The following is a 13,445-nucleotide window of genomic DNA, read 5'->3' on the forward strand; positions in this document are numbered from 1 at the left end:
GCCCGTCACGGCGACAGCGTGGTCGTCCTGGCGCTCCACTCGATCAGCGGCTTGAGCTCCGGGTCCAGCGCCAGCACCCAGATCGGCAGTTCGACGGCCCGGCATCCCCGTGACAGCTTCGCCCGCCAGGCACCGTGCCCGTAGTGCAGGCGGCTGACCCCGGCCTCGGCGGCGTGGCGGGCCGGCTCGTAGAAGGCGGTCGCGAAGTACGTGTGCCGCGCCTCGTGGAGGTCGTACGCCATGGCCGTGCTCACGCAGTACCAGGTGCCCCTGTGGGGGACGAAGAGCCCGTATCCCACGAGCCGCTCGCCGAGCTCCGCGCCGAACAGCAGCGCGCCGCCCGAGCAGAGCGCCCGCAGACGGCGGGCCACGGCCGCCGGATCGGGGCTGCCGCCATATTTCCGGGAATGTCCGCACTTCAGTTCGACCATCCCCGGCACAGGCCGTCCGATCTCGGTCATACGGAGCCGCACCCCCGCCTCCGCCAGCCGCCGCGTCTCCCGCCGCGCTTCCTTCGCCCGGCGCGCCGGCAAGGGCGTGCCCGGGGTGAGCTCGCACGAGTACGACATCGGCATCCCGGTGAAGCCCTGCCCGCCGAGCGCCCGCTCCAGCGCCGGCCCCCGCGTGTACAGGAACGCCACCGCCCGCAGCCCGCGTGCCCGCGCCCAGACGACGATCTCGGACACCAGGGTCTCCACCGCCGCGGCGTCGTCCCCGGCCGGGCCGAGCGCGTGACACTCGTACCCGGGCAGCATGACCACCAGGTGCGGCGTGCATCCGGGCCAGGCCGCCCGCCGGGCCCGCGCCGCCCTGGTGGCCGCGCTCAGCGGCAGCTTCGGGGTGTCCGCCGTCAGCAGGTGCCCGAGGTCGAACACCTCGCCCGGACACGGCCGCTCAGCGACGGTCCCGTGCAGGATCGCCCCGCCCAGCTCGAAGGTGTACGGCGAGCCGGGCACCCGCCCGCCCATGGCGGCCAGCCAGCGGCCGGCGCTGAACAGCGGTCCCTCGGCCGGGAGCAGCCCGGCGGTCACCCGCATCAGACCTTCACCAGGCACGCGTCGAGCCCGAGCCGGCTCAGCCCGTGCCTGAGCTTGAACCGTGGGTTGCCCCGCCCGCCCTCCAGGACCTCGCATCCCTCGCGCAAGGCCTGCTCGGCGGTCGCGGCGTGCAGGAGCGCATACGGGCTGAACCCGCCCGTCACGTCGTAGTCCACCCCGCACGCCCAGGCGTGGAAGCGGCGGCCGTCGCGCAGCGCGATCCCGGCCGCGACGAGCCGCTCCTCCTGGCGGATCTCGATGGCGAGCGCCAGGTCGCCCAGCCCGGTGACGAAGCCGGCGAACAGCTCGGGCGGGTAGAAGCCGCCGGTGCCGTGTCGGGCCGCGGTCCTGGCGCACAGCCGCCCGATCTCCATGAGGTCCGCCTCGCCCGCGATCCCGACCCGCTGCCACACGCCGGACTCCTCCGCTCTGCGCCGGCCCCGGCGCAGGTTGGCGCGCGCCTTCCGGGTGGCGTGGACGAAGGGGTGCGGCAGTCCGCGCAGGTCGAGACGGAAACGGTCCTCGATGTGCTCGGCGGAAAAGCCCAGCTCCACGAGACCGGCGCGGAGCGGTGAGTCGTGCGCGACGTTGACGAAGCCGTACCAGTCGGCCTCCAGCTCCAGGGCCAGGCCGCGCATCGCGTCGGCCACGGCCTCCAGCGCCGGCGCGCCGGGCAGCCAGGCGTCGTAACAGTGCCAGACGTGGCTCAGCAGGCCGCGCTCCGCGCCGGTCACCGGGTAGCGGGCACGCAGTTGGCCGAGGGGGTCCAGCCCGTCCATCAGCGAGACGGGAAGCACCGCGACCGGACGCCCGCCCTCGCGCACCACCAAATAGCGGAATGACTGCACGGCCCCCAGCGGATGACGGGCGTAGGACCGCAAATAGCGATGCCGATAGAAAACCGGCGCCCCGCAGGACGAGACAATCGCATCCCATTCCGCGCCGTCAAGGGCGTCGATTGACGTGAAGATGCCAATTTCCAGGCTGTCGCTCATATCGCCCTTTCGCCGACTGTAGAAACGATATTAAGCACAATGAACAGCGAGGAGAAAGCCGTGGCCCAAGTCGTCTTCCATAACAAGGTGGGCGGTTCCGAAACTCTGGAGGCCGCCGCCGGCCGGCCGCTCACGGAGGTCCTGACCGCCCACGGCATCCCCGTCAACGCGGTCATCACCACCCGCAACGGGAAGATCGTCCCCGAGGAGACGACGATCGTCGGCGAGCACGACGTCATCGAACTGCGCCAGGTGCGCCACTACGACCTCGACGTCACCCGCCGGCCCGCGACCACGGTGTACGGCACGCCCGACCCGATCTACACCAAGTCCATCCTGTTCGACACCATGGGCCGCCTGGAGCGGCGCGTGGAGCAGTTCGACGAGGAGAGCTTCGTCCGCTACGTCGAGGAGACCTTCGTCCAGAGCGTGCTCGGCCACGGCGTGCTCCAGGCGGACGACAACGTGGTCATCGGCCTGTCGGGCGGCCGCGACAGCGTCGCCTTCCTGAAGCTGCTCGAACGCACCAGGCACCGGCTGCCCGCCTTCACGATGACCTCGGTGACGATCACCGGCCTGCCCGACTGGGAGGAGCCGGCCACCTTCGCCGCCGCCCGCGCCTCGGCCGAAGGGCTCGGCATCGACCAGGTCATCGTCGACGCCTCCGACATCGAGCGGGTCTTCAAGCTCCGCCGCCCCTTCGTGGAGGCGATGAACGAGGTGGTCGGCGGCGACCGGAGCCACCTGAACATGGTCGTGGGCCACCAGGTGCTGCGGCGCATGCTGGAGGACCACGCCCAGCGGATCGGCGCCGGGACGGTCGCGTTCGGGTTCAACGGCGACGACCTGGTAGCCAGCATGGTCACGTGGCTCACCAGCGGCTTCCGGATGGGCGGCATCCCGGTCAGGCAGATCGGCGGGATGCGCTACGTCTTCCCGCTCTACCGCATCCCGAAGAAGGAGCTGACGATCTACCTGGAGCTGGTCGCTCCCGAGCTGAACCGCCAGGGCACCCCCGGCCGCTTCACCACCGGCCCGCAGGAGCGCTCGATGGCCTACGCCATGGCCGACCACCTGTACGGCCTGTGGCCCGGCATCGACTACTACCTGTTCGAGTCGTTCTCCACCATGCAGCGCTACATGTTCCCGCTGGTCGAAGAGAAGTGCCGGGTCTGCGAAGGCGTCTACGTCGCGCAGGAGGGCGTGCGCAACCCCGTCGACATCTGCGACGTGTGCGACTTCTTCGCGCGCCAGGAGTACGCGTGACCCGTTGGTACGCCGAGTACTTCACCGCCGACTACTGGAGCTTCGCCCGGCACGAGTACACCAGGGAGCGCACCGCCGCGGAGACCGCCTACCTGCTGCAGGTCCTGGGCGAGCACGCGCCGGGACGGCGGCTGCTCGACCTCGGGTGCGGCACCGGCCGGCACGCCGTCGAGCTGGCCCGCCACGGCTACCGGGTGACCGGGGTCGACGTGTGCGCGTGGGCGCTGGAGCAGGCCAGGTCGGCGGCCGCCCGGGAGGGCGTGCGGGTCGGCCTGATCGAGGGCGACCTGCTGGAGCGGGTCGAGCTGCCGGAGGCCGACGCGGCGATCTGCGTGCAGGCCTTCGGCTGGGGACGGGACGACGAGCAGCTCGCCCTGCTCCGGCGGGTGCGTGAACGCATGGTGCCGGGCGGGCTGCTGGTTCTCGACCACTCGAACGTCGCGGCCATCCTGAGCCGGTACCGGGCCCGCGACCGCTTCGAAGCGGCCGGCGACACCTTCGACTTCCTGCGTTCCTACGACCCGCTGGACGGCCGGAGCCGCGGCGAGCTGCGCGTGGCGCACGCCGACGGCCGCGTCGCCGTGCTGCGCGACGACGTCAGGCTCTACCTGCCGAGCGAGGTCGTGTCGCTGGTGCGGGCGGCGGGCTTCGAGCTGGTACGGGCCGACGCCGGCTTCACCGCCGGCGCCGCCGTCCAGCCGGAGACCCGTTACGTCCAGGTCCTCGCCGTCGCGGCGCCGCGCCCCCGTCCCGCCGTGCTCGGTCACCGGGGCCGCGGCGCCGAGGTGGACCTGCGATGGGCGCCCGACGAGATCGACTTCGTACGGGACGCGATCGACGACGCCTGGGCCGCCGTCGGCGATCCCCGGGAACCCGCCCGCGCCTACTCCCTGGACGACCCGTACGGCTCGGGGAGCGCCGCCCCGGTGCTCGCCCGCCACTTCGGCGTGCCGCTCGACCCCGGCCAGGTGGTGACGGGGGCGGGCACGACCGGGCTGCTCCACGCGCTGGCCGGGCCCGGCAGGCTGCTGCACACCGCGCACGCCCACCCCGACCTGCCCGCCTGGTCCGCGCAGCGCGGCGCGGAGCTGCGCGTGTACACGCCCGGCCAGGACGTGGCGGGCGAACGGCCGACGACCGTCCTGCTGGAACGGCCCGGCGTGCGCGGTGACGTGCTGCCGCTGGAGCAGGTGGCGGAGCTCGCCGAGGCCGCCGCCGCCGCGGGCGGGATGCTCGTCGTCGACGAGGCCTGCGCCAACTACCTCGGCCCGCGGGCCAGCGCGGTGCCGCTGACCACCCGGGTGCCCGGCCTGGTCGTGCTGCGCAGCCTGTCGAAGGGCTACTGCTGCGGCGGGCTGCGCGCGGGCTTCGCGATGTGCTCCCCTGATGTGGCGGGCGCGGTCCGCCAGGCGGTGCCGCCCCTGGGGATGTCGGCGTTGTCGCTGGAGGTGGCGCTGCGGCTGCTCGACCAGGGCGACGTGCTGGCCCCGCTGCGGCAGGCCGTCGCGGCGGCCAAGCCGGAGCTGGTGGAGATGCTGAGCGGGCTCGGCTGCCGGGTGGAACGTGGGCATCCCGCGCTGCCCTGGGTGGTGACCGAGGACGAGCTGCCGCCGTGGCTGGCCGGGCGGCGGCTGCCGGGCCTGACCCGGGTCAGCGTGCCGCTCTCGGCCGTCCGCCGCGCCGCGCTCCGCCGGGCCGCGGCATGAGGACCGTGGGCGACGCCGTACAGGATGCGTTCGACCGTTGCGACGTGCGGCGGGCGGTCGAGGACGTCGCGGAGCTGGCCGCGTTCGACCGATACCAGGCGTCCGACGGGATCCGCGCGGCCGCCGAGTACGTCGCCGGCCGGGCGGAGCGGGCGGGCCTGAGCGACGTGCGGCTCCTGGAGTTCCCCGCCGACGGCGCCAGGCGCTGGTGGAGCTTCCGCGCCCCGCTCTCCTGGACCCCGGTGCGGGCCGCGATCGACGACGTCGTGCGCTACCCGGAGCAGCCGTTCGCGCTGGCGGCGGGTTCGGCGGCGACCCCGCCCGGCGGCGTCGCCGTCACCGTGGCGCCTCTGGCGGACGCCGGTGAGGGCGCGCTGGCCGTACACGACGACCCCGGCACGCCGGTGCCCGTCGCGATCGCGCGAGCCGCGAGCGCCGGGGCGTTCGGCCTGGTCACCGACCGCCTGCCCGGCCCCGGCAGGGTCGAGCTGCCGGCCGGGAGCGGCCTGGCCGCCTTCAGCGTCACCCCTGAGCAGGCGGCCGAGCTGCTGCGGCGCGGCCGGGTCCGGGTCGAGGTCGAGACGCACCGGCGGGCGGCCATGCCCGTCGTCACCGGGCTGCTGCCCGGGACCGGGCCGGAGGAGGTGCTGCTCTCGGCGCACCTGTGCCATCCGCGCCCGAGCGTCAACGACAACGCCTCGGGGGCCGCCGCGCTGCTGAGCGTGGCCAGGATGCTCGCGGGGCGGCGGGGGAAGCACGGCATCAGGTTCGTCTGGGGTCCCGAGTTCACCGGGATGGCCGCCTACCTGCACGACGTCGCCGCCCGCCCGCCGGTGGCCGCCGTGAACGTGGACATGGCGGGGCAGGATCAGCGCCGGTGCGGCGGGCCGCTCATCGTCGAGCGCAGCCCCGACCACCTGCCCGGCTTCGTCAACGCGCTCACCGAGCACGTCGTGGCGGCGCTGCCGCAGGACGCGCGCTCCTACTCGGGCGCGGTGGCCTGCGACACCTGGGCCTGGCGTGCCACGCCGTTCGTCGGGGCCTCCGACCACAGCCTGCTCGTGGACGCCTCCATCGGCTGCCCGACGGTGTCGCTCGGGCACTGGCCCGACCGGTTCAACCACAGCGCCGCCGACACGCTCGACAAGCTCGACCCGGCGGAGCTGCGCCGTACGGCCACGGTCGCGGGCGCGGTCGCGGCGGTGCTGGCCGGGCTCGCGGGCGAGCGCGCCGAACTGGAGGACATCGCGGTGGGCTGGGGGGCGGCGCGGTTGCTCGGCTGCCGGCAGGGGTCACGGGCGCTGCTGCGGCACCGTACGGCCGTCGCCCTGGGCGCCCTGGACGGCGCGGAGGCGCTCCACGGCCGCGCGGGCGGCCGGGCACGCGCCTGGCTGGCCGGCCTCGCGGATCACGTGGCCGCGCTCTCACCGGCCGGAGCGGGCGCCGCGCTGTCGCCGGCGGGTGAGGGCGGCGTGCTGTCCCCGGCCGGTGAAGGCGCCGTGCTGTCACCGGCGGGTGAGCGCGCCGCGCTCTCACCGGTCGGTGAAGGCGGCGAGGTGTTCGCCGGGCCGGCGCTCAGTCGTGCCTGGGATGGGCCGTTCAACCTGCGCGGGCTGGCCGAGGCGGCGAGTCCCGCCGGGCGCGTGTGGCTGGATCGGCAGGCGGCGCGGGCCCGGGCCCGCTCCTACGCCCTCATGCTGGCCCTCGCCCACGGCATCGACGGCGCAAGAGACCGGGCGGCGCTCGCCGCCTACGCGGAGTGCGCGGCCGAGCTGCCGGTGCCGGAGGAGTTCGCGCACGAGTTCCTGGCCGTGCTCGTCGAGGCCGGCTGGGCGAAGGAGGGCTGATGCGCGAGTTGCTGCGCGACCGCCGGTTCCTGCTGCTGTTCTTCGGTCAGACGGTGAACATGATCGGGGACCGGGCGCTCCTGGTGGTGCTGGGCATCTACGTCAAGGAGCTGACCGGCTCGGACACGATGGCCGGGGTGGTGTTCATCCTGCTGGCGGTGCCGTCGTTCTTCGCGCCGCTGACCGGGCTGCTCGTCGACAGGTTCCCGAGGCGCAAGGTCCTGATCGTCAACGACCTGCTGGCCGGGGCGCTGGTGCTCTGCCTGCTGCTCGTCAGGCATCCGGGCGATCTGTGGATCGTGTTCGCGGTCACGCTCGGCTACGGCTTCGCCAACCACGTCTTCAACGCGGCCAGGGGCGGACTGATCCACTCCATGGTCCCCGAGCGGCTGCTCGGCGACGCGAACGGGCTGCTCAGCTCACTCGGCCAGGGACTGCGGGTGCTCGGCCCGCTGATCGGCGCGGCGCTGTACGTGGCGCTGGGGCTGTCCGCGGTGGCGATCCTGGACACGGCGACGTTCCTGGTGTCGGTGCTGGTGCTGCTCATGCTCCGGCGGGCGCCCGACCTGGCCGCTCCGGCGCCCCGGGAGCCCGGCCGGTTCCGCGCCGATCTGCTGGCGGGGGTGCGCCACATCATGGGCGACCGGGAGCTGCGCGGCGGCGTGCTGGCGGTGGCCGCGGCGCTGTGCGCGGCGGGGCTGGTCAACCCGGCCATGTTCGCCGCCGTGGAGCAGGGGCTCGGCCGGCCGGCCGCGTTCGTCGGGGTCATCGCCGCTTTCCAGGGCGCGGGTTCGGTCGCCGGGGGCTTCGTCGTCGCCGTGCTCATCAGGCGGTACGGGGAGCATCGCGCGGCGGCTGTGGGCTTCGGGCTCAGCGCGGCGGGCCTGGCCCTGGTGATTCCCGCGACGGAGGTGACGATGTGCGCGAGCGGCGTTCTGGTGGGTCTTTCCATCCCGATTCTCATGGTGGCCACGACGACACTCGTGCAGCGCCGTACCACGAGCGGTATGCAGGGCCGCGCGCTTACCGCAATGGACGCGATCATCGACCTGCCGTTCGTGATGTCCATGGGGATCGGGGCGCTCGTCGTGGGGTTCCTCGATTTCCGGGTGATCTACGCGGCGGCGGCGGTGATTTTCGCCATGGTGACCGCGTCAGTGCTGGTGGGGCGAGGGTGGCGGATTGATGCCATCCTGGCGAAAGTTGATTGACCAAAACAATCACGATTTTTATCGTTGAATCACAGAAAATGGGCTGAAAGGCCCGGCCCAATTCCAGGAGGCGCCCGTGTTGCATGAAAGCATCCAGACCAGTGTGAAAACCCCCATCATGACGACTCCGGAATTCGTCGAGAAGATGCTCGCCGCGCGCCAGGAAGTTCAGGTCGTGAAGTTCCGCACGACGTGCACCGACTGCGTGCCGAACTACTGACATGACCGAGGCCGGGACGTTCGCGCGCCCCGGGCTCGACCTGCGTGCCGTCCCCGGGCTGGTTCTGTCGGAACTGGACCGGGGCGGTCGCGGCGTGCTCGTCCTGGCCGTGGACGGGCTCTCCTGGCTGGTCGCCCGGCGGGTCTGGCGGTCCGCCGAGCTCTCCTGCCTGGCCTCCACCTTTCCCAGCACCTCGGCCACCGCCTGGCTCACCTCGGTCACCGGCGCGCCGGTGACCGAGCATCTGACGGTGGGCGCCGCCTATCGCGAGCGGGCCGGCGGTCCGCTCGTCAACGCGATCACCGGGGACGTCCTGGCGGGAGCGGCGGCGCCGCGCGAACCGGTCCGCCCGCTGCCCACGGTCTTCGAGCGGGCGGAGGGCGCCGAGGCGGTGGTGGTGGGCCGCGAGCTCGACCTGCTGTCCGGTCCCTGGGTGGACGCGCTCACCCGCGGCGCCGCGCGGCAGCCGGCGCGCGAGGCGCTGACCCGCGACCCGTACCGCCTGGTGGCGGGGGTGGCGGCGGACGTCGGAGCGGCGATCGGCGCGCGGCGGACCCGCCCGCTGCTGCTGTGGGTCTACGTCAACCTCGACGACCACCTGCACCGGCACGGCTACGACGAGCGGGCCGTACAGGCGCTGGCCGAGCTGGAGCGGCACGCGACCGCGTGGGCTCGCCGGGGGTGGCACGTGCTCGCCTACGCCGACCACGGCCTGGTTCCCGTCGCCTCCGACCCCGGCCTGGCGCGACGCTGGGCGGAGGTGGACACGCCCGAGCTGTGCGAGCTGCCGGGCGGCGGGGCCGGCCGGGTGCGCTGGCTCTACCCGCACCCGGGCAGGGAGCGGGAGGTGGCGGAACGTCTCGCCGAGGCCCTGGACGGCCATGCCATGGTGCTGCCCGCGACCGCGCTCGGCGAGCTGGGCCTGATGGAGTCCGCCGGCCCGGTGCGGGAGCGGCTCGGCGCGGTGATGGCGATCGCCACCTCACCGCGCTTCCCGCTCCCCGATCCCGGACTGTCCTACGAGCACGGGGCGATCAGCGACGGGGAGACGCTGGTCCCGCTGGCGCGCTGGGTCAGATCCAGCCGCGCCTGACGGCCTCCGCCCCGGCCTGGAAGCGGCTGGTGGCGTTGAGTCGCTCCATCACTCCCGCCACCCGCCTGGCGAACGTGCGCTTGCTGAGGTGCAGCCGGGCGGCGGCGCGGTCGTCGGTGAGCCCGTCGTCGAGCGCCCGCAGCACCTCGTCCTGCCCCTCGTCTTCGTGAGCGCCGCTGCGCCGGTCGTCGAGGATGTGGCAGATGGTGTCGAAGACACCCGCCACGGAGGCCGCGACCACAGGATGGGGGATCCTCTCCAGCCGCCCGGTGTGGGCGGGGCCGGGGTGCGCGACGTAGGCGACGACGCGATCCCGTACGAGCACCTGATAGGGCAGGCCGGTCACCGCCCGGACGGTCGCGCCCGCCTGGCAGGCCTGCGAGAGAGGGGACGTGCGGCCGGGCCGGCCGGGCCCGTGGAGGATGCGGACGGCGACCCGGCGCCGGGCGAGCTGGGCGAACAGGCGCGGCAGGGCGGGGTGTATGCGCTCGGGCTCGGCGGACAGCACGAGCAACTCGGCGTGGGTCTGCTCCGCCAGTTCCAGCTCCAGGAGGGGGAGCCCGAGCTGCGCCGCGGAGTGGTCGGCGGGTTTGAAGGGGAGGGTTCTGCTGGTGTTAGGAGACATCGATACCAACCCGGTTGCCAGTCGAAGTATCACTACTTCGCACGCTAGAGGGGAGGTATGTGCATGCGATTTCGGTGCGTTATCGGTCACTCTGACTGAAGTGTCATCACAGTAGATGTGGACATTTTTTGTCATTTCTTGTTATATCGCCTATGCGTGGATATCTTACGATTTCCCCGTATGGAGTCGGCGGGAACGCCATGGCCCTAGCTGAGACGACCCAGTGGGTGTGTGCATGGAGTTCCGCGTCCTCGGTCCACTGACGGTGATCACGGGCAACCTGCAGATCCCGCTGGGCGGGCCGCGACGGCGCATCATGCTGGCGACCCTCCTGCTCAACGTGGGCCGGGTCGTCTCGACCGACAGGCTCAGCGCCGCGATCTGGGGCCAGAACCCGCCCGCCACCGCCCGCAACCAGGTGGCCATCTGCGTGTCGGGGCTGCGCCGGGAGTTCGCCGCCGCGGGAGTGGCCCACGACCCCATCGTCACCGTCTCCTCCGGCTACCTGCTGCGGCTCGCCGACGACGACAGGTTCGACGTCAAACAGGTCGAGGAGGCGCTGCGCCAGGCGCGCACGGCCCGGACCGCGGGCGACCTGGAGAAGGCGTCCGAACAGCTCTCCTCGGCCCTGGCCGTGTGGCGGGGCGACCCGCTGACCGGCGTCGAGGGAGAGCTGGTGCGCGCCGAGTCCGAGCGGCTCGGCGAGTGGCGCCTGGCCATCCTGGAGGAGTACTTCGAGGTCGAGCTGGAACTGTCGCACGATCTCCAGATCGTCGGCGAGCTGGCCGCGCTGGTCGCCGAGTACCCGTTGCGCGAGCGCCTGCGCGGCCTGCTCATGCTGGCCCAGAGCAGGGCCGGGCGCCGCGCCGAGGCGCTGGCCACCTACCAGGAGGGCTACCGGCTCAGCATCGAGCGGCTGGGGCTCGAACCCGGCGCCGAGCTGGCCGGCCTGAACGAGGCGATCCTGCGCGGGGAGACGGGCCAGCGGCAGGGCCGCCTCGTCATGGAACACGCCGCGCCGGAGGCGGCGCCGGCCGTGCCCGCCCAGCTGCCGCCCGACGTGACCGGCTTCGTCGCCCGCGACGCCGAGCTCGGGCGGCTCGACGCGCTCCTCGACCGCAAGTCCCAGGCGTGCCAGCCGTTCATCGCCGTCATCACCGGGATGGGCGGGGTCGGCAAGAGCGGCCTGGCCGTCCACTGGTCGCATCGCGTCGCCCCGCGCTTCCCCGACGGCCAGCTCTTCGTCGACCTCAACGGCTACTCGGAGACGGGCCCGCCGGTCTCACCCTTCGACGTGCTCGACACCCTCCTGCGCGCGCTGAACGTGACCCGCCAGCATCCCCTGACCACGCTGGAGGAACGGGCCGCCCTGTTCCGGACCGTCCTGGCCGGGCGCCGGCTGCTGCTCGTGCTCGACAACGCGCGCGACTCCAGCCAGGTCAGGCCCCTCCTGCCCGGCGCGCCCGGCTGCGCCGTGATCGTGACCAGCCGCGACCAGCTCGCCGGGCTCATCACCCTGGAGGGCGCGACCCCGCTCCGGCTGGACGTGCTGCCGCCCGACCAGGGCGTGGACGTGCTCGCGTGCATCGCGGGGGAGCAGCGGGTGCACGCCGACCCGGAGGGGGCCAGGCAACTCAGCGAGCTGTGCGGCGGGCTGGTGCTGGCGCTGCGCGTGGCGGCCGCCCGGCTGGCCGTGCGGCCGTCGTGGACCAGCGCCGACCTCGTCGCCAGGCTCACCGACGAGAGCCGCCGGCTCGACGAGCTCAGCCAGGGCGAGGTGGACCTGCGCACCAAGTTCATCCTCAGCTACCGCGACCTGTCGCCGCAGGCGGCCATCATGTTCAGGCGGCTGGCGCTGCTGGACGTGGCCGAGTTCGGCCCGTGGCTGGGCGCCGCCCTGCTGGAGATGGATCCGGAGCGGGCCCAGGACCTGATCGAGCAGCTCGTCGACGCGCAGCTGCTGGAGCTGAGCCAGCCCTGGCCCGGCGGCCAGGCCCGCTACCGCTTCCACGACCTGCTGCGCCTCTACGCGCGCGAGCGCGCCCTGATCGAGGAGAGCGAGCAGGAGCGCAACGCCGCGCTGCGCCGGGCCCTGGGCTGCTGGCTGGCCCTGGCCGAGGCCGCCCACGCCCGCCTGCTCGGCGGCGACTACGCCGTCCTGCACGGCCCCGCGGAGCGCCGCAGACTGCCCTTCGCCGTGATCGACCGGATGATGCCCGACCCGATCGAATGGTTCGAGGCCGAGCGCCCGCACCTGCTGGCGGCGATCGGCCAGGCGGCCGCGCTCGGCTTCAGCGCGCTCTGCTGGGACCTCACGATGACCTCGGCGACGTTCTTCGAGGTACGCAGCTACTACGACGACTGGCGCTCGGCGCACGAGCTCGCGCTCGCCGCCGCCCGCCGCGACGGCGACGTCCGCGGCGAGGCCGCCATGACCTACGGCCTGGGCAGCCTGGAACTGTTCCGCCAGCGCTACGACGACGCCGACAGCCTCCTGCGTAAGGCGGTGCGCATGTTCGAGGAACAGGGCGAGGAGCACGGCCACGCGCTGGCCCTGCGCAACCTCGCCCTGCTCGATCGCATCGCCGGCCGGTTCGACCTGGCGCTCGAGCGCTACGCGCAGGCTGGAGAGATGCTCCGCGCGCTCGGCGACCACGCCGCCGGGGCGCACGTCATGGCCAGCACCGCGCAGGTGCTCCTGGAAAGGGGCGCGTACGGCGAGGCCGAACCCCTGCTCAGGGCCGCGGTGAGCACCTTCGAGGAGATCGGCTACCAGCGGGGCCTGGCCCAGGCGCTCTACCGGTTCGGCGAGGTGCTGCTGCTCACCCAGCGCGTCGACGCCGCCCGCCAGACCTTGGAGAAGGCGCTGGAGACGGTGCGGGAGCTGCGCGACGTGGTGGGCGAGTCCTACGTGCTGCGGGTCCTGGGTGAGACCTACGCGCAGCAGGGCCGTACGGACGCCGCGGAAGGCGCGCTGCTCACCTCCCGGCAGATCGCCCAGCGGGTCGGTGAGCAGTTCGTGGTGGGGGGCACCTCGCTCGCGCTGGGCAACCTCTACTTCGGGACGGGGAACGCGACGTCGGCCCGCAACAACCTGACGCTCGCCTCGAAGGTCTTCGAGGAGCTGGGCGCCAGGATCTGGCACGCGCGGGCGCTGGAGGCGCTGGCGGCGACGGAGGCCATGCTCCGCAACGACCAGGGCGCCCACGAGCTGTGGGCTCGCGCGGCCGCCCTGCTCGCGGAGGACGAGGGGCACTGAGCTACGTCAGGGAAGCTTGCCGATCATGCGCTCGCCTGGCCAGGGCAGCTGGATGTCGCGCTCGCCGGTCCAGTGGAAGTTCCTGAACGGATCGACATCCGGCTGCGCCACGGCGGGCGAGACGAGCAGGGCGGTGAGGAAGGCGGTCGCGATGCTCACCAAGGTGATGCGGCGCTTCATGGGAGT

Annotated in this window: 11 protein-coding genes; 7 read left to right on the forward strand and 4 right to left on the reverse strand. The window is 73.2% G+C overall.

Going from position 1 to position 13,445, the window contains the following annotated elements; translation table 11 throughout:
• Positions 1 to 5 precede the first annotated feature (5 nt).
• Together ACZ6YG_RS02505 and ACZ6YG_RS02510 are read right to left on the reverse strand one after the other, a co-directional pair.
• A complete protein-coding gene (locus ACZ6YG_RS02505) occupies positions 6 to 1,037 on the reverse strand; it encodes a GNAT family N-acetyltransferase (RefSeq protein WP_148030381.1) in 1,032 nt (343 codons plus the stop codon).
• Positions 1,037 to 1,885 (reverse strand): GNAT family N-acetyltransferase, encoded by an 849-nt coding sequence (locus ACZ6YG_RS02510; RefSeq protein ID WP_466017014.1) that lies wholly within the window; start codon positions 1,883 to 1,885, stop codon positions 1,037 to 1,039. The genes ACZ6YG_RS02505 and ACZ6YG_RS02510 overlap by 1 nt, the downstream gene beginning before the upstream one ends.
• A gap of 207 nt (positions 1,886 to 2,092) precedes the next feature.
• On the opposite strand from ACZ6YG_RS02510, the gene ACZ6YG_RS02515 reads away from it, so the two are divergent.
• The 6 genes from ACZ6YG_RS02515 (at position 2,093) to ACZ6YG_RS02540 (ending at position 9,375) form a co-directional block, all read left to right on the forward strand.
• Complete coding sequence (locus tag ACZ6YG_RS02515) at positions 2,093 to 3,298, forward strand: tRNA lysidine(34) synthetase (RefSeq protein WP_246639155.1); 1,206 nt, start codon at positions 2,093 to 2,095, stop codon at positions 3,296 to 3,298.
• Positions 3,295 to 5,004: an aminotransferase class I/II-fold pyridoxal phosphate-dependent enzyme gene (locus ACZ6YG_RS02520; protein WP_466017015.1), complete on the forward strand. Its 1,710-nt coding sequence runs from the start codon at positions 3,295 to 3,297 to the stop codon at positions 5,002 to 5,004. Before ACZ6YG_RS02515 ends, ACZ6YG_RS02520 begins: the two co-directional genes overlap by 4 nt.
• 5 nt (positions 5,005 to 5,009) lie before the next feature.
• Positions 5,010 to 6,851 carry a DUF4910 domain-containing protein gene (locus ACZ6YG_RS02525; protein WP_466017016.1) on the forward strand — a complete coding sequence of 614 codons (1,842 nt, stop codon included), beginning with the start codon at positions 5,010 to 5,012 and terminating at the stop codon, positions 6,849 to 6,851.
• Positions 6,851 to 8,062 carry an MFS transporter gene (locus tag ACZ6YG_RS02530; RefSeq protein ID WP_466017017.1) on the forward strand — a complete coding sequence of 404 codons (1,212 nt, stop codon included), beginning with the start codon at positions 6,851 to 6,853 and terminating at the stop codon, positions 8,060 to 8,062. Before ACZ6YG_RS02525 ends, ACZ6YG_RS02530 begins: the two co-directional genes overlap by 1 nt.
• Positions 8,063 to 8,138: 76 nt before the next feature.
• The gene (locus tag ACZ6YG_RS02535) at positions 8,139 to 8,282 is read left to right on the forward strand and encodes a hypothetical protein (RefSeq protein WP_219543193.1); all 144 of its coding nucleotides are present in this window, start codon (positions 8,139 to 8,141) and stop codon (positions 8,280 to 8,282) included.
• Between the two features lies 1 nt (position 8,283).
• Positions 8,284 to 9,375: an alkaline phosphatase family protein gene (locus ACZ6YG_RS02540; RefSeq protein ID WP_466017018.1), complete on the forward strand. Its 1,092-nt coding sequence runs from the start codon at positions 8,284 to 8,286 to the stop codon at positions 9,373 to 9,375.
• On the opposite strand, the gene ACZ6YG_RS02545 is transcribed toward ACZ6YG_RS02540, so the two are convergent.
• Entirely contained in the window at positions 9,356 to 10,000 is a 645-nt protein-coding gene (locus tag ACZ6YG_RS02545; RefSeq protein ID WP_466017019.1) for a helix-turn-helix transcriptional regulator, read from the reverse strand. The two genes, ACZ6YG_RS02540 and ACZ6YG_RS02545, sit on opposite strands and share 20 nt — an antisense overlap.
• A gap of 235 nt (positions 10,001 to 10,235) precedes the next feature.
• Between ACZ6YG_RS02545 and ACZ6YG_RS02550 the strand changes: the two genes are divergently transcribed.
• Positions 10,236 to 13,259 (forward strand): AfsR/SARP family transcriptional regulator, encoded by a 3,024-nt coding sequence (locus ACZ6YG_RS02550; protein WP_466017020.1) that lies wholly within the window; start codon positions 10,236 to 10,238, stop codon positions 13,257 to 13,259.
• 6 nt (positions 13,260 to 13,265) lie between these two features.
• Here the strand turns inward: ACZ6YG_RS02550 and ACZ6YG_RS02555 are convergent, their stop codons facing one another.
• Positions 13,266 to 13,439: a hypothetical protein gene (locus ACZ6YG_RS02555; RefSeq protein ID WP_187281045.1), complete on the reverse strand. Its 174-nt coding sequence runs from the start codon at positions 13,437 to 13,439 to the stop codon at positions 13,266 to 13,268.
• Positions 13,440 to 13,445: the final 6 nt, after the last annotated feature.

The organism is Nonomuraea sp. NPDC054003 (genome assembly GCF_055585125.1).

Coding starts and splice junctions, on each gene's coding strand:
- ACZ6YG_RS02545 (WP_466017019.1), bottom strand. CDS start 10,000: ATGTCTCCTAACACCAGCAGAACCCTCCCCTTCAAACCCGCCGACCAC.
- ACZ6YG_RS02550 (WP_466017020.1), top strand. CDS start 10,236: ATGGAGTTCCGCGTCCTCGGTCCACTGACGGTGATCACGGGCAACCTG.
- ACZ6YG_RS02505 (WP_148030381.1), bottom strand. CDS start 1,037: ATGCGGGTGACCGCCGGGCTGCTCCCGGCCGAGGGACCGCTGTTCAGC.
- ACZ6YG_RS02530 (WP_466017017.1), top strand. CDS start 6,851: ATGCGCGAGTTGCTGCGCGACCGCCGGTTCCTGCTGCTGTTCTTCGGT.
- ACZ6YG_RS02540 (WP_466017018.1), top strand. CDS start 8,284: ATGACCGAGGCCGGGACGTTCGCGCGCCCCGGGCTCGACCTGCGTGCC.
- ACZ6YG_RS02555 (WP_187281045.1), bottom strand. CDS start 13,439: ATGAAGCGCCGCATCACCTTGGTGAGCATCGCGACCGCCTTCCTCACC.